The organism is Acidovorax carolinensis, from assembly GCF_002157145.1.
Classification (GTDB): Bacteria; Pseudomonadota; Gammaproteobacteria; order Burkholderiales; family Burkholderiaceae_C; genus Acidovorax; species Acidovorax carolinensis.
In genome coordinates, this window is record NZ_CP021361.1 from 1,254,400 (window position 1) to 1,270,259 (window position 15,860).

General features: G+C 66.3%; 11 protein-coding genes. 4 read left to right on the top strand and 7 right to left on the bottom strand.

Annotated features, from left to right (window positions below; translation table 11 throughout):
• Positions 1 to 234: 234 nt before the first annotated feature.
• The 5 genes from nirD to CBP34_RS05865 all read right to left on the bottom strand — a co-directional run bounded on the left by nirD (position 235) and on the right by CBP34_RS05865 (position 9,764).
• Complete coding sequence (gene nirD, locus CBP34_RS05845; RefSeq protein ID WP_086911832.1) at positions 235 to 618, bottom strand: nitrite reductase small subunit NirD; 384 nt, start codon at positions 616 to 618, stop codon at positions 235 to 237.
• A 185-nt stretch (positions 619 to 803) separates the two neighbouring features.
• Positions 804 to 3,251 carry a nitrite reductase large subunit NirB gene (gene nirB, locus CBP34_RS05850; RefSeq protein WP_094097546.1) on the bottom strand — a complete coding sequence of 816 codons (2,448 nt, stop codon included), beginning with the start codon at positions 3,249 to 3,251 and terminating at the stop codon, positions 804 to 806.
• A gap of 456 nt (positions 3,252 to 3,707) precedes the next feature.
• Positions 3,708 to 5,285, bottom strand: coding sequence for an efflux transporter outer membrane subunit (locus tag CBP34_RS05855; protein ID WP_094097547.1), 1,578 nt, complete (start codon positions 5,283 to 5,285; stop codon positions 3,708 to 3,710).
• Positions 5,282 to 8,440, bottom strand: coding sequence for an efflux RND transporter permease subunit (locus CBP34_RS05860; protein ID WP_094097548.1), 3,159 nt, complete (start codon positions 8,438 to 8,440; stop codon positions 5,282 to 5,284). Before CBP34_RS05860 ends, CBP34_RS05855 begins: the two co-directional genes overlap by 4 nt.
• 13 nt (positions 8,441 to 8,453) lie before the next feature.
• On the bottom strand, positions 8,454 to 9,764 hold the full coding sequence (locus CBP34_RS05865; RefSeq protein ID WP_094099082.1) for an efflux RND transporter periplasmic adaptor subunit: 1,311 nt from the start codon (positions 9,762 to 9,764) through the stop codon (positions 8,454 to 8,456).
• A gap of 190 nt (positions 9,765 to 9,954) precedes the next feature.
• On the opposite strand from CBP34_RS05865, the gene baeS reads away from it, so the two are divergent.
• On the top strand, positions 9,955 to 11,391 hold the full coding sequence (gene baeS, locus CBP34_RS05870; protein WP_236748525.1) for a sensor histidine kinase efflux regulator BaeS: 1,437 nt from the start codon (positions 9,955 to 9,957) through the stop codon (positions 11,389 to 11,391).
• Positions 11,392 to 11,456: 65 nt separating this feature from the next.
• The gene (locus CBP34_RS05875; RefSeq protein WP_094099083.1) at positions 11,457 to 12,107 is read left to right on the top strand and encodes a response regulator; all 651 of its coding nucleotides are present in this window, start codon (positions 11,457 to 11,459) and stop codon (positions 12,105 to 12,107) included.
• 121 nt (positions 12,108 to 12,228) lie between these two features.
• On the opposite strand, the gene CBP34_RS05880 is transcribed toward CBP34_RS05875, so the two are convergent.
• Positions 12,229 to 13,188, bottom strand: a complete 960-nt coding sequence (locus CBP34_RS05880; protein WP_157896438.1) for a bile acid:sodium symporter family protein — start codon at positions 13,186 to 13,188, stop codon at positions 12,229 to 12,231.
• Positions 13,189 to 13,550: 362 nt separating this feature from the next.
• Between CBP34_RS05880 and CBP34_RS05885 the strand changes: the two genes are divergently transcribed.
• Positions 13,551 to 14,174: a DUF937 domain-containing protein gene (locus tag CBP34_RS05885; RefSeq protein ID WP_094097550.1), complete on the top strand. Its 624-nt coding sequence runs from the start codon at positions 13,551 to 13,553 to the stop codon at positions 14,172 to 14,174.
• Between the two features lie 214 nt (positions 14,175 to 14,388).
• Positions 14,389 to 14,829 (top strand): CBS domain-containing protein, encoded by a 441-nt coding sequence (locus CBP34_RS05890; protein WP_086911837.1) that lies wholly within the window; start codon positions 14,389 to 14,391, stop codon positions 14,827 to 14,829.
• Between the two features lie 189 nt (positions 14,830 to 15,018).
• On the opposite strand, the gene CBP34_RS05895 is transcribed toward CBP34_RS05890, so the two are convergent.
• A complete protein-coding gene (locus CBP34_RS05895; protein WP_094097551.1) occupies positions 15,019 to 15,831 on the bottom strand; it encodes an ABC transporter ATP-binding protein in 813 nt (270 codons plus the stop codon).
• Between the last annotated feature and the right edge of the window lie 29 nt (positions 15,832 to 15,860).

A 15,860-nucleotide genomic window follows, 5' to 3' on the forward strand; every position in this document is an offset into this window, starting at 1 on the left:
CAGTTGTTTGAGCGGAGCGCGTCAGCGCGCAGCGAGTTCTGCGACGCACCCCGTCGGCGAGCACCACAGGTTGCCCCAGCGCGCAGCGCTGGGGACGCAGACAGCGGGGTCGCCTTTTCTTTGGTGACTTTCTTTTGGCGACGCAAAAGAAAGTTACTGCGCCGCCGGGCGCATACCCCGGCCTCCGCCCTCTGCAAAGGCAAGCCAGCAAAAATAGGCAGCCCCGTAAACAAATCAAACCCCCACAGTCCTGCGTGCAGGCCCCGCCACAGGCCGGGTCAGATCGGTCGCTACAGATGCCAACTCCTGCGAATCCATATACACCGCCCCATCCTCCACCCTCACCGCAAACTTCGGCGTGCACCCCTCATCCGGCGCCGCCGCCTGCCCATCGCACAAGCCAATCGTCCAGTTGTGCATCGGGCAAGCCACCTGCGTGCCAAACACAATGCCTTGGCTCAGCGGCCCGCCCTTGTGCGGGCAGCGGTCCAGCAGCGCAAAAACGCCGCCCGCATCGTTGCGGAAAACCGCCACATCCAGGCCCTTTTCGCGGGCGACGCGGCGCGAGCCGAGCACCGGGATGTCTTCCACGCGGCAGATCAGTTTCCAGGCATTCATTGCTATTCCTTTGGTAGCTGCTTGCGCTTATCCATCAAGCGCTAGAGACATTTTTTAGGCTCTTCTAGCGAATAGTAGTGATGGCATGCTCCGTACGTCCTCAAACAGCGTTTTTGGAGTACGGCGTTTATCGAGTGCATCACTAGCATTCGCTAGAAGAGCCATTTTTTATTCAATAAATGGGATCAAGCCACGGCAATCGGAATGAACTGGCGCTGGTCCACTGCTGCCTTGTCAAACTCGAACCAAGGGTCGGGCTCGCCGTCGAGCGCAAACTGCAGCTGCTCCCACAGCGCCTTGCGGCCCTCGTGGTCTTCCAGAATGCGCTTTTTCACATAGTCCAGGCCCACGCGGTTCACGTAGTGCACGGTGCGCTCCAGGTACCAGCCTTCCTGGCGGTACAGCTCGCAAAACGCGCCGGTGTACTCCAGCACTTCTTCTGCGGTTTTGAGCTTGGTGAAGAAGTGGGCCACCTCGGTCTTGATGCCGCCGTTGCCGGCCACGTACATCTCCCAGCCGCTGTCCACGCCGATGATGCCCACGTCCTTGATGCCGGCCTCGGCGCAGTTGCGCGGGCAGCCGCTCACCGCAAACTTGACCTTGTGCGGGGCATACATGCGCCACATGGCGCGCTCCAGGTCCTTGCCCATCTGCGTGCTGTCTTGGGTGCCCATGCGGCACCACTCGCTGCCCACGCAGGTCTTCACGGTGCGCAGCGCCTTGGCATAGGCGTGGCCGCTGGGCATGCCGATGTCCTTCCACACGTTGACCAGGTCTTCCTTCTTCACGCCCAGCAAATCGATGCGCTGGCCGCCCGTGACCTTGATGGTGGGGATGTGGTACTTGTCGGCCGCATCGGCAATGCGGCGCAGCTCGTCGGCCGTGGTCTCTCCCCCCCACATGCGGGGGATGACGCTGTAGGTGCCGTCTTTCTGGATGTTGGCGTGGCTGCGCTCGTTGATGGCGCGGCTTTGCGGGTCGTCCTTGGCGTCCTTGGGCCAGGTGCTGATGAGGTAGTAGTTGACGGCGGGGCGGCAGGTGGCGCAGCCGTTGGGCGTCTTCCACTCCATGAATCGGAACACGTCGCCAATGCTCAGCAGCTTGTTGGCGCGGATCGCGTCGCGCACGGCCTGGTGCCCATGGTCGGTGCAGCCGCACAGGGCCTTGGTCTTGGGTGTGGCGCTGTAGTCGCCACCGGCGGTGAACATGATGATCTGCTCAACCAGCCCGGTGCACGAACCGCAACTCGCGCTGGCCTTGGTGTGCTTGCGCACTTCATCGAGCGTGAACAGGCCCTTGTCCTTGATGGCCTTGCAGATGGCGCCCTTGGTCACGCCGTTGCAGCCGCACACTTCGTCGCTGTCCTGCATGGCGGCGGCCTTGCTCTGGCCCTGGTGGCCGGTGTCGCCCAGGTGCGATTCGCCGAACATCAGCTTGTCGCGGATGTCGTTCACCGTGCGGCCGTCGCGCAGCAGCTTGAAGTACCAGCTGCCGTCCACGGTGTCGCCATACAGGCAGGCGCCCACCAGCTTGTCGTCCTTGATGACGAGCTTTTTGTACACGCCGCCAAAGGGGTCGCTCATCACGATCTCCTCGGTGTCGGCGCCGCCCTGGAAGTCGCCCGCACTGAACAGGTCGATGCCCGTCACCTTGAGCTTGGTGGACGTGAGCGAGCCCTGGTAGCGGCCAATGCCGAACTCGGCCAGATGGTTGGCCAGCACCTTGCCCTGCTCGAACAGCGGCGCCACCAGGCCATAGGCAATGCCCCGGTGCGCGGCGCATTCGCCCACGGCGTAGATGCGGGCGTCGGTGGTGGTCTGCAGCGTGTCGCTGACCACGATGCCGCGGTTCACATGCAGGCGCATCTTTTCAGCCAGTGCGGTGTTGGGGCGGATGCCCACGGCCATCACCACCAGGTCGGCGGGCACCTCGGTGCCGTCCTTGAACTTCACTGCCTTCACGCGGCCCGTGTCGTCACCCAGCAGCTCCTGCGTCTGTGCCTTCATGAGGAACTGCATGCCGCGCTCGGCCAGCGACTTTTGCAGCATCCGGCCGGCCACGTCGTCGAGCTGGCGTTCCATCAGCCAGTCGCCCACATGCACCACGCTCACCTGCATGCCGCGCTTCATGAGGCCGTTGGCGGCCTCCAGGCCCAGCAGGCCACCGCCGATCACCACCGCATGTTTGTAGGTGGCGGCCGCGTCGATCATGGCCTGCGTGTCGGCAATGTCGCGGTAGGCCAGCACGCCCTGCAAATCCTTGCCCGGGATGGGCAGGATGAACGGGTTGGAGCCCGTGGCCATGATGAGGCGGTCGTATTCGGCGGTGATGGTCTCGCCCGCTGCATTGGTGGCGTGGACGGTGCGGTGCACGCGGTCCACGTCGGTCACGGTGAAACCCGTGTGCAGCGTTATGTGGTGATCGGCATACCACTGCCAGTCGTTCAGGATGATCTCGTCAATGGTCTGCTCGCCGGCCAGCACGGGCGACAACAGGATGCGGTTGTAGTTGGGGTGCGGCTCGGCGCCGAACACCGTGATGTCGTACAGGTCGGGCGCAATCTTCAGCAGCTCTTCGAGCGTGCGCACACCGGCCATGCCGTTCCCCACCATCACCAGCCTGGATTTTTTCATCGTGACCTCCGTAGGCGTTTCGGAAAAACAAAAAGGCGTCCGCACGGTGCGCTGGCCTGGCAGCCAACACCCTCGCAGGGACGCCATCGTCTTCGTCAGCCCAACACGCCATTGCACCGGGCTCAACATGCGGCCTACCTTGGCCACACCCGGGGTAATGCAAGGCCTGTGCCAGCGGTGAGCGGAATGGAGGGTTTTGGCGAAATCGGGCTGCAACGCTTATGTATAAAGCGCGAATAGCTATCAAAAAAGAAGTAGCGATAGAGGCGGGCTCGCGTTGCCGGTGCAAGGCCAGCGTGGCGGTTGGGCCAGCTTGGTGCGTGTGCACCACGGGGAGCTGGCCTCAACGTGGTGGGCATGGCGGATCAGCGCCCACGCTTCACCAAAGGGCTTGCACCGCCCTGCGCTGGAAACTGCTTGTCTCACAGCGCAGTGCGAAAACCTTCGCGCGCCGCTTCAGGTGCCGGGCGTTGTCGTGCTATCGCCCGTGGCGGCGTCGTTCCATCCGCCGCCCAGCACCTTGTACAGCGTGATGCGGTTGGCCTGTTCGGCCAGCGCCAGACCGATCAGCGTCTGCTGCGCGCTGTAGAGCGAGCGCTGGGCGTCCAGCACGGGCAGGTAGCTGTCGGCGCCCAGGCGGTAGCGGGCTTCGGACAACTGCAATGCCTTCAGCGTGGCCGCCTGCAGCGATTGCTGGGCCTGCAGGCGCTCGGCCAGCGTGGCGCGTTCGGCCAGGGCATCGGCCACTTCGCGGAACGCGGTTTGCACGGCCTTGTCGTATTGGGCCAGGGCGGTGTCGCGCGCGGTTTCGGCGATCTGGAGGTTGGCGCGGTTGCGGCCAGCATCAAAGATGGGCAGGCGGATCTGTGGCGCAAAGCTCCAGGTGCCGTTGCCGCCGTCAAACAGGCCCGACAGCGCGTTGCTGGCGGTGCCCGCCGACGCCGTGAGCGTGATGCTGGGGAAGAACGCGGCACGCGCCGCGCCAATGCTGGCGTAGGCGCCGCGCAGGGTGTATTCGGCGGCGCGCACGTCGGGGCGGTTGAGCAGCACCGACGAGGGCAGGTCGGCCGGCACCGCCAGCAGGGTGGCGGCGGGCGTGGCAGTGCTGGGGTTGGGGGCGACCGACGTCGTTGTCGTTGCCGGTGCGGCCTGGGTGGGCGACGCCTCGGTCGCCCCGGCTGCCGGGTTCGCGCCATCAGGCAGCAGGGCCGCAGGCACTGGCGCGCCCGCCAGCAGGGCCAGTGCATTGCGGTCGCGCGCCACCTGGCTGGTGAAGGCGGCCACATCGGCGCGGGCGGTGTCCACCGTGGTCTGGGTTTGCGCCAACGTCAGGCCCGAGGCAGCGCCCAGCTCGTAGCTGCGCTGGGTCAGCTCGTATGACTTCTGGCGGCTGCGCAGGGTGTCTTGCGCCAGTTGCAGGCGCCGGCCATCGGCGTCCAGCGTGAGCCAGGCGTTGGCCACCTCGGCCACCAGGCTCAGTTGCACGCTGCGGCGGTTCTCGGTGGTGCGCAAAAATTCCTGCAGCGCGGCCTCGTTGAGGTTCTTCACGCGGCCAAACAGGTCAATCTCGTAGCTGCTGAAGCCCAGCTGCGCGCTGTACTGGCTGCTGGTGGGCGAGCGGCCGCTGGCGGTCAGGTCGTCGGCCGTGCGCGTGCGCGTGCCGGCGGCGGTGGCGCCCACGGCAGGGAAGCGGTTGGACTGCTCCACGCCATATTGCGCGCGGGCCTTCTCGATGGCCAGCATCGCCACGCGCAGGTCGCGGTTGTTTTGCAGCGCCAGCGCCACCAGCGCGCGCAGGCGCGGCTCCTGCAGAAATTCCTGCCAGCCCATCGGGCCGATCTCGGGTGCCAGCGCGGTGCCGTCCGCCACGCTCGTGCCGGTCAGCGTGGCAGGCACGGGCAGTGCGGGACGCGCATAGTCTGGCGCCAGGCTGGTGCAGCCAGCGAGGCTCAGCAGAGCCAGCAAGGCCAGTGCGCTGGCGGCGGTGGCGCGCACCACGGTGCGGCGGGGGGCGATCAGGGGGGTGCGGCTCATGCGGCGGCTCCGGTTTCGCTGGCTGTCTGCTTTGCCTTGCGGTCGGCAAAGTAGCCGCGAATCAGGACAAAGAACACCGGCACAAAAAAGATGCCCAGCACGGTGGCCGACACCATGCCGCCCAGCACCGCCGTGCCGATGGCCTGGCGCCCACCGGCGCCCGCGCCGCTGCCCAGGGCCAGGGGCAACACGCCAAAACCAAAGGCCAGCGAAGTCATCAAAATGGGGCGCAACCGCAGGCGCACGGCTTCCAGCGTGGCATCGAGCACGCTGCGGCCGCGCTCTTGAAGCTGGGTGGCAAATTCCACGATCAAGATGGCATTTTTGGACGACAGCCCCACGGTGGTGAGCAGGCCCACCTGAAAGTACACGTCGTTCGACAGCCCGCGAAACCCGATGCCCAGCAGCGCCCCGACAATGCCCAGCGGCACCACCAGAATCACCGAGAACGGCACCGACCAGCTTTCGTAGAGTGCGGCCAGACACAGGAACACGAACAGGATGGACACCGCATACAGCAGCGGCGCCTGCGAGCCCGACAGCCGCTCCTGGAACGAGGCGCCGGTCCATTCGTAGCCAATGCCCGGAGGCATTTCCTTCATGATGTCTTCGACCGCCGCCATGGCCACGCCCGAGCTCACGCCCGCCGCCGCATTGCCCACGAACTCGTAGCTGGGGCTGCCGTTGTAGCGCTGCAGCTGCGGCGAGCCATAGGTCCAGCGGGTGCTCGAAAACGCCGAGAACGGCACCATCTGCCCCTGGTTGTTGCGCACCGTCCAGGGCGCCACGTCCTGCGGCAGCATGCGAAACGGCGCATCGCCCTGCATGTAGACCCGTTTGACGCGCCCCTTGTTGAGAAAGTCATTCACATAGGTGCCGCCCAGCGCGCTCGACAGCGTGTTGTTCACGTCCACCGTGGCCAGGCCCAAGGCGCCGGCCTTGCTGTCGTCAATGTCCACACCCAGCTGCGCGGTGTCGTCCAGGTTGGTGCTGCGCGTGTTGCTCAGCTCGGTGCGCTGGGCTGCCAGTTCGAGCACCTTGTCGCGCGCGGCCACCAGGGCGTCGTGGCCCAGGCCGTTCAGGTCCTTGAGCTGGAAGTTGAAGCCCGCATTGGCCCCCAGCCCGCGCACGGCGGGCGGCAGCAGCACGAAAATGCGCGCATCGCGGATGGCGGCCAGGTCCTTGGTGGCCTTGCGGGCAATGGCGTCGGCGCTCTGGTCGGGGCGTGTGCGCTGGCTCCAGTTGGTCAGCCGCACAAAGCCGCGCGCCGAGCTCTGGTCGCCGCCTGAGCCGGTGATCGAGTTGAAGCTGATCACATCGGGCTGGGCGGCAAAGTATTTCTGCACCTGGGCCATCACCGCCTGCAGCCGGGCGTTGGACGAACCTGGCGGCAGGGTGATCTGCACCGACACCGCGCCCTGGTCCTCATTGGGCAAGAACGACGTGGGCAGGCGCAAGAACAGCACCGCCATGCCCGCGCAGATCAGCAGATACACCAGCATCATGCGTTTGCCCCGGCGCACCACGGTGCCCACGCCGCGCTGGTAGCCGTCGGCCGTGCGGTCAAAACGGCGGTTGAAGCCGACAAAAAAGCGGTCGATCCAGCCCGCAACGCCCTTGCGCGGCGCGCCATGGGGGCTGTGCTGCCCTTTGGCAATGGGCTTGAGCAAGGTGGCGCACAGCGCGGGCGTGAGCGTCAGGGCCACCAGCACCGACAGCACCATGGCCGACACGATGGTGATGGAAAACTGCCGGTAGATCACCCCGGTGGAGCCGCCGAAGAACGCCATGGGGATGAACACCGCCGACAGCGTGAGCGCAATGCCCACGAGGGCCGGCGTGATCTCGGCCATCGACTTGCGCGTGGCCTCTTTGGGCGACAGGCCTTCCTCGCTCATAACGCGCTCGACGTTTTCCACCACCACGATGGCGTCGTCCACCAGCAGGCCAATGGCCAGCACCAGGCCGAACATGGTCAGCGTGTTGATCGAAAAGCCCGCTGCCGAGAGCACGCCAAAGGTGCCCAGCAGCACCACCGGCACCGCAATGGCCGGAATCAGCGTGGCGCGGAAATTCTGCAAGAAGACATACATCACCAGCACCACCAGCACCATGGCTTCGAACAGGGCCTTGACGACTTCTTCGATGGAGGCGCTCACGAATGGCGTGGTGTCGTAGCTGGTAAAGGGCTTGAGCTGGTAGGGAAAAAAGGGCTGCAGCTCGGCGATCTTGGCATTCACGGCCTCGGCCACGGCCATGGCGTTGGCGCCGTCGGCCAGCACCACGCCCATGCCGGCGCCGGGCTGGCCGTTCAGGCGCGAGGTGATGGTGAGGTTTTCCGCACCGAGCTCGATGCGCGCCACGTCCTTCAGGCGCACGGCGGCGCCGTCGCTGGTGGACTTGAGCACGATCTGCTCGAACTCTTCCTTTGTCTGCAGCTTGCTGCGCGCCGTGATGGTGGCGTTGAGCTGCTGCTCGCCCACGGCGGGCAGGGCGCCGAGCTGGCCCGCCGAGACCTGTGCGTTCTGCGCGTTGATGGCGCTGTCGATGTCCGACGGCATGAGCGCGAATTTTTCGAGCTTGCCCGGATCGAGCCACACGCGCATGGCGTAGCCGGTGCCCAGCGTGAGGACGTCGCCCACGCCGTCAATGCGGCTGATCACGTCGACCAGGTTGCTGGCAATGTAGTCACCAATGTCCACCTGCGACACGCTGGGGTCGGGCGAGGTGAAGGTGATGATCATCAGGTAGTCGTTGCCGCCCTTGGTGACCGAGACGCCGCGGCTTTGCACGGCCTGCGGCAGGCGCGACATGGCCTGCTGCAACTTGTTTTGCACCTGCACCTGGGCCACGTCGATATTGGTGCCAGCGTTGAAGGTGAGCGTGGTGCGCGAGCTGCCCGAGGCGTCGCTGGTCGATCCCATGTAGATCAGGTTGTCCAGGCCCTTGAGCTGCTGCTCGATCACCTGCGTGACCGAGTCTTCGACCGTCTTGGCCGAGGCACCGGTGTACTGGGCGCTGATCGACACGCGCGGCGGCGCGATGTCGGGATATTGCTCCAGCGGCAATGTCTTGATGGACATGGCGCCGGCCAGCATGATGATGATGGCGATGACCCACGCGAAGATGGGCCGGTTGATGAAGAACTGAGCCATGGCGGGCCAGCCCTCAGCGCGCAGCCGCTGCGGCGGATGCGGTTGCTGCAGCGCCTGCAGCCGGGCCTGCTGGCGCTGCCGGTGTTGCGGCGGCAGGGGGTGTGGCCGCCATCGGCTTGACCACCACCTCGGTCGGCTTCACGGCGTCGCCGGGCTTGATGCGCTGAAAGCCATCCACCACCACACGATCACCGGCTGCCAGCCCGCTGCCCACCAGCCAGCGGTTGCCCACCGCTGCGTCTACCGCAATCTTGCGCCGTTCGATCTTGCCTTCGGCGTTGACCAGCAGCACGCTGGCATTGCCCGCGGTGTCGCGGTTCACGCCCTGCTGGGGCACCAGCAGCGCCTGTTCGTTGATGCCGGTTTCCAGCACCGCCCGCACATACATGCCGGGCATGAGCAGGCCGTCGGGGTTGGGCACCACGGCACGCAGCGTCACGGCGCCGGTGCCGGGGTTCACGCTCACGCCGGCAAACTGCAGCTTGCCGGGGTGAGGGTAGCGGCTGCCATCTTCCAGTTGCAGGGTGATGGGCGCTTCGGCCTGCCCGCTTTTCTGGATGCGCCCGCGCGCCAGGTCGCTTTTGAGGCGCAGCACCTCGGTGCTGGACTGGGTGACATCCACATACAGCGGATCGAGCTGCGAGATGGTGGTGAGCGCGGCGGTCTGGTTGGCGGTAACCAGTGCGCCCGGCGTGACGGTGGAGGTGGTGGTGCGGCCCGAAATCGGCGCCTTGATGCGCGTGTAGCCCAGGTTGATGCGCGCGTTGTCCAGCGCGGCGCGGGCAACGGCCAGGTCGGAGCGGGCCTGCACTACAGCGGCCTGGCTGTCGTCATACACCTGGCGGCTGACCGCATCGATCTTCACCAGTTCGGCATTGCGCCGGGCGTTGACCTCGGCCGTGCCCACGCTGGCCTGCGCCTTGGCCACCGAGGCCTGGGCGCTGGCCAGCGCCACTTCATACGGCGAGGCATCCAGCTGGTACAGCACCTGGCCGGCCTTGACCTGCGCGCCCTCGGTGAACAGCCGCTGCTGCACGATGCCACCCACCTGGGGGCGGATTTCGGCGCTGAGGAAGGCGCTGGTGCGGCCGGGCAGTTCGGTGGTGACGGTCTGGCGCTCGGGTTGCAGGGTGACCACGCCCACTTCGGCCGGTCCCTTGGGCGCCGCAGGCGCCTTCTTGTCAGAGCAGGCGCCCACCAGCAATGCCAGGCCCGCCAGGGTAGCCACGGCCAGCCGGCGGGACGAACGGAAAGCTTGCAGGGGCGTGGTGGAGCAGGGAGGCAGCGTGGGGGCAGGCAAGTGGTCAGTGAAAAGAGGTGTCATGGGCGCGCGCGGTCCTTGGTTGCGAAACATTCTGACGCAAAAAGTAGGAGGAACGTGGAAGTCTGCGGCGCCTGGGGATATGGCGCGCCCTGCGGCACCGGCGGTGCTCTAATTCATGCGCGGCAGCGCCCGTTGCGCTGCGCCATCCGCCATTGATGCGGCCTATTTCCACTCCAACGTGTCACCTGCCTTGCTCCGTCTCAAACCCGGCATCACGGCCAAGTTGTTTCTGGCCGTGCTGGCCACGGCCGTCTTCGTGGTGATTGCCATGGGCCTGGCCGCGCAGTGGAGCTTCAGCCGGGGATTTGTCGGCTATCTCAACGAGTTGGCGGTGGAGCGTCTCGAAGCCGTGCGGCCGCGGGTGATCGAGGCCTACCTCGCCAACGGCGCTAGCTGGGATTTTCTGCGCGACGAAAAGGGCAAGTGGCGCAAGCTGCTGCGCCCCGTGGCGGGCGTGGATGCGCCGCTCACCCCGGCGTCGGTTGCGGCAACCCCCCCGATGTCCGACCTCACCGGCGCCATGCTGCGCTTTGCGCTGCTGGATGCCGACGCGCGCCTGGTGGTGGGCTATGCCGATGTGCGGCCCAATGCCCCGCGCCTGCCCCTGGTGGTGAATGGCCACACCGTGGGATGGCTGACCACGGCACCGTTCGAAACCGTGAGCGCCGCCGGCGACGTGCGTTTTGCGCAAAGCCAGTTGCGCGCCAGCTGGACCATGGGCGCGGTGTCGGTGCTGCTGGCGGCCCTGATCGCCCTGTGGGCCGCGCGCGCCTTGCTGCGCCCGGTGCGTCAGGTGGCCGAGGCCACGCACCGGCTGGCGGCTGGCGACTACGCCACGCGCGTGGACATTGCCTCGCGCGACGAGGTCGGCCAGCTGGCCCGCGACTTCAACCGCCTGGCGGTCGCCCTGGAGCGCAACGAGCAGATGCGCCGCGATTTCATGGCCGATATTTCGCACGAGCTGCGCACGCCGCTCGGGGTGCTCAACGGCGAGCTGGAAGCCCTGGAAGACGGGGTGCGCCCGCTGACGCGACAGTCCCTGCAATCGCTGCAGGCCGAAGTGGCCACGCTCAACAAGCTGGTCAGCGACCTGTATGACCTGTCGCTGGCCGATGCCGGCGCCATGACGCACCGGCCCGTGCCGGTGGACCTGGCCGGCGTGTTGCAGGCCAGCGTGGCATCGTTTCGTGCGCGCCTGGCCGAAGCCGGCATTGCGCTGGAGCTGCGGCTCGATGCCCGGGCGCTGGTGGTGGCGGCCGATGCGCGCCGGCTGGGGCAGCTCTTTGGCAACCTGCTCGAAAACGCGGTGCGCTACACCGACGCGGGCGGCACGCTGCGCGTGGCGGCCCGGCGCGAAGGCGGCGCCATCGTGGTGGAGTTTTGCGACTCGGCCCCTGGCGTTTCGCCCGAGCACCTGCCGCGCCTTTTTGACCGCTTTTACCGCGTCGAGGCCTCGCGCAACCGCGCCAGCGGCGGGGCGGGCCTGGGCCTGGCCATCAGCCGCCGCATCGTGGAGGCGCACCGGGGCGAGATCAGCGCACACGCCTCAGCGCTGGGCGGGCTGTGCATCGCCATGCGGTTTCCGCTGCTGTCTGCCGACGCCACGCAGCAAGGTGGCCGCGCGTGAACGCGCCCCTTGCCAGCGGTGCGCCACAGCCCGCCCATATCCTGGTGGTGGAAGACGAGCCCAAGATGGCGGCGCTGCTGATGGACTATCTGCACGCCGCCGGGCACCGGGCCGACTGGCTGGCCGATGGCCGCGGGGTCAGCGCGTTTGTGCAGGCCCGGCACCCCGACCTGGTGCTGCTGGACGTGATGCTGCCGGGGCGCGACGGCCTGCAGGTGTGCCGCGATCTGCGCGGCTTCAGCGACGTGCCCATCATCATGCTCACGGCCCGCGCCGACGAGGCCGACCGCCTGGCCGGGCTCGAAGGGGGCGCGGACGACTACATCTGCAAAACCCCCTTCAGCCCCCGCGAGATCGTGGCCCGCGTCAAGGCCATCCTGCGGCGCAGCCGGCGTGCGCAGGCCGGCGTGGCGTCCGAATCAAAGGGGTTGGCGGCGCTGCACATCGACGCGGCGGCCTACCGTGCCAGCTTTCATGGGGTGGCGCTGGAGCTGACGCCGGTGGAGTTCCGGCTGCTGCGGTCGCTGGCGGCCGTGCCGGGGCAGGTGCTGTCGCGCGAAGTGCTGCTCAACAAGCTGCACGATGACCGCCGCGACGTCACCGACCGCGCCGTGGACGCCCACATCAAGAACCTGCGCCGCAAGCTGGAACAGGCGGCGCCGGGCTGCGAGCCGATCCGGGCCGTCTATGGCGTGGGCTTTCGGCTGGAGCTGTAGGGGCCGGGCCGGTGGGGCATGCCTGCACGGATGCCCTGTTTTGCATCAAAAGTGCCGCTGGCGCATATGGATAAAGCGCAAGCAGCTACTGAATTAATAGTGTTTACCGCCCGCCCCGGAATCAGGCCGGCTTGCTCGAAGCGCTGGCGTCGTCCTCGTTGCGAAAGCGCTGGAACAGCGTGGCCACCAGCGGACCGGAGATGTTGTGCCACACGCTGAAAATCGCGCTGGGCACCGCCGCCAGGGGCGAAAAATGCGCCGTGGCCAGCGCCACGCCCAGGCCCGAGTTCTGCATGCCCACCTCGATCGACAAGGCCTTGCGCTTGGACACATCCATGCCCGTGAGCTTGCCCAGCCAGTAGCCCAGCAACAGGCCCAGGCCGTTGTGCAGCACCACCACGGCAAAGATCATCAGGCCGCTGGTGGCGATGCGGGCCTGGTTGCCCGCCACCACCGCCGCCACGATGGCCACGATGGCGGCCACCGACACCAGCGGCAGCACCGAAACGGCCGCCTTGACCTTGTCGCGCAGCAGCGACTGCGCCACCACGCCCAAGGCAATCGGCAGCACCACCACCTGCACGATGGACCAGAACATGGCCGAGGCGCTAACCTCCAGCCACTGGCTGGCCAACAGGTAAATGAGGGCGGGCGTTACCACCGGCGCCAGCAGCGTGGTCACCGAGGTGATGGCCACCGACAGGGCCACGTCGCCGCGGGCCAGAAAGGTCATCACGTTCGACGCCGTGCCACCGGGGCAGCAGCCCACCAGGATCACGCCCACGGCCACTTCGGGCGGCAGGTTCAGCGCCTTGGAAAGCACCCATGCAAGCCCCGGCATGATGATGAACTGGCCGAGTACGCCGATGGCCACGTCCAGGGGGCGCTTGGCAACTTCCTTGAAATCATCCTTCGAGAGCGTCAGGCCCATGCCGAACATGATGATGCCCAGCAGCGGCACGATGTAGGGGCCGATCCATTTGAACTGGGCCGGTGCATAAAACGCCAGCACGGCGAACACAAGAACCCAGAGGGCAAACGTTTTGCCAACGAACTGGCTGAGGCGGGCAATGGCCTGCATGGTGCATATCCTTGAAAGGCGCGGCGGTCGCGGCAACGCGGTGCTGTCGTGCAGCACGCGGGGGCAGCGCAACGGCTGCGAAAGATTGAACGGGGAAAGCCTGTGAACGCCGTGCGGTACGCGGCGATGGACATGCACAGTGCGCAGGTGTGGAGCACACAGCGTGCAATTGCCTGCACCAACCGGGTGGGTTGCTGCTGCGGCACTAGGGTTAACCCTGATTGTAGTAATTGGTAAATCCCTTGTCCGCGGCTCGGTTGATGGCCCGGCAAGGGTGCACATTGCTGTGGGATGTCACCCATTGGGCCTACCATGTCTGTCGGGCCCTGTGGTCCGTGCATTTTTTTGAAAGGATGCCAGTCATGAACTCCCCTGCCTCCCTTGTTGACGAACTCATGGCCCAGCTTCAGGGCGCGCCGCTGCAGCAGATGGCCCAGCAACTGGGCACCAGCCCCGAGCAGACCGAGGGCGCCGTGGGCGCGGCCCTGCCGCTGCTGCTGGGTACGCTGGGGCGCAATGCGGCCCAGCCCCAGGGTGCCATGGACCTGTTTGGCGCCTTGCAACGCGACCACAGCGGCGGCCCCGATCTGGGCGGGCTGCTGGGTTCGCTGCTGGGCGGTGGTGGCGGCAGTGCGGGCGGTGGCGCGCCCGACGGCGCGGCCATCCTGGGTCACATCTTTGGCGGCAATCAGCAGCGTGCCGAGGCCGGCCTGGGCCAGGCCACGGGCCTGGGCGCCAATGCCGGGCAGTTGCTGCAGATGCTGGCCCCCATCGTGATGTCGTTCCTGGCGCAGCGCATGGGCTCTGGCGGCATGGACGCCAGCGGCCTCGGCCAGGTGCTGGGCCAGGAGCAGGCGCGCGTGCAGCAGCAAGGCGGCCTGGGCGGTGGTTTGCTGGGCAGCCTGCTCGACCAGGATGGCGACGGCCAGGTGGGGCTGGGCGACCTGCTCAAGATGGGCGGTGGCCTGCTTGGTGGACGGCGCTGAAGTGTTGTAGATTGCTCTGTTTTTGATAGCTTTCAGCGCTTTATGGATAGGCGCTGGAAGCCAATCTGATCAAAAAATAGGCTGCGGTGCCAAGGGCGCTGCGGTGTTGCCCAATACCGCCAGACCGGGCTCTTGTTCATGCCGGAGTTGCGCACAAGGCAGGATGCGTTGAAACTCTTTCACGTCCGCCATCATTTTTGTAGGGAGGCCCTTCATGACTGCCGTTGCTGAAATTCTCAAATCCAAGAACGACAACACTGTTCACGCCATCGCTCCGGGAGATTCGGTGCTGGATGCGCTGCAGCGCATGGCCGACAAGCACATCGGGGCCCTGCTGGTGATGGAGGGCGAGACCATCGTGGGCATATTCACCGAGCGCGACTACGCCCGCAAGATTGCCCTGATGGGCCGCACCTCGTCGGTGACGTTGGTCAGCGATGTGATGACCGCCGACGTGATGTATGTGCGCCCCACCCAGACCAGCCAGGAATGCATGGCGCTCATGACCGAAAACCGCCTGCGCCATCTGCCCGTGGTCGATGGCAGCAAGCTGGTGGGCTTGATCTCCATCGGCGATCTGGTCAAAGACATCATTTCCGAGCAGAAATTCATCATCGAGCAGCTCGAGCACTACATCACGGGCGGTGGCCGCTGAAATTAAACACCCCCCCTGAGCCGCTTCGCGTCATCCCCCCAGGGGGACGCCACCAGCGCGGCGGGGCGGCCCTTGCGCGGTGGCTGCTGGCCTGGTCCGCGCCGTGTCGTGGTTTGTGGTGCGGTGGCGCGCCTGAAATGCAAAAAACACTGGCTGCGTGCAGCCAGTGCCTTTGATGCGAGCACCGGGTCAGGCTGCTTTTTCGACATGCCCCTGGCGCGTGTACAAAAAGTCGATCACGGCCTTGCGGCAATGCACGTAGCGCGGGTCTTCGGCCAGTGCCACGCGGTTGCGCGGGCGCGGCAGGTCTACCGCCAGCACCTCGCCAATGGTGGCGGCGGGGCCGTTGGTCATCATCACGATCTTGTTGGACAGCAGCACGGCCTCGTCCACATCGTGCGTCACCATCACCACGGTGCTTTGCGTGCGCGCCACGATCTCCAGCAGCTCGTCCTGCAGTCGCGCGCGGGTGAGGGCATCCAGCGCTCCAAAGGGCTCGTCCATCAGCAGCACCTGCGGCTGCATCGATAGCGCCCGCGCAATGCCCACGCGCTGCTTCATGCCGCCCGAGATCTCGCCAGGGCGCTTTTGCGCCGCGTGCGCAAGGCCCACCAGCGCCAGCGCCGCATCGGTGCGCGCCGCAAGCTGGGCCTTGCTTTCGGTTTTGCCGAACACCCGTTCCACCGCCAGATGCACGTTGTCAAAGCAGGTCAGCCAGGGCAAGAGCGAGTGGTTCTGAAAGACCACCGCGCGTTCGGGGCCCGGGCCCTTGATCTCCTTGTTGGCGCACAGCAGGGCGCCGCTGGTGGGCGTGGTAAGCCCGGCGATCAGGTTGAGCAGGGTGGATTTGCCGCAGCCCGAGTGCCCGATGAGGGCCACGAACTCGCCCTTGGCGACCGTGAGGTTGATGCCCTGCAGCGCCGGGAACAGGCCCTTGGCCGTCTTGAAGGTCTGCTCGACGCCCTGGATTTCGATGAACTTGGTGGTGAGAGATGTATGCATGAGGAACTCCTGGTTATTCCGAGGACCAC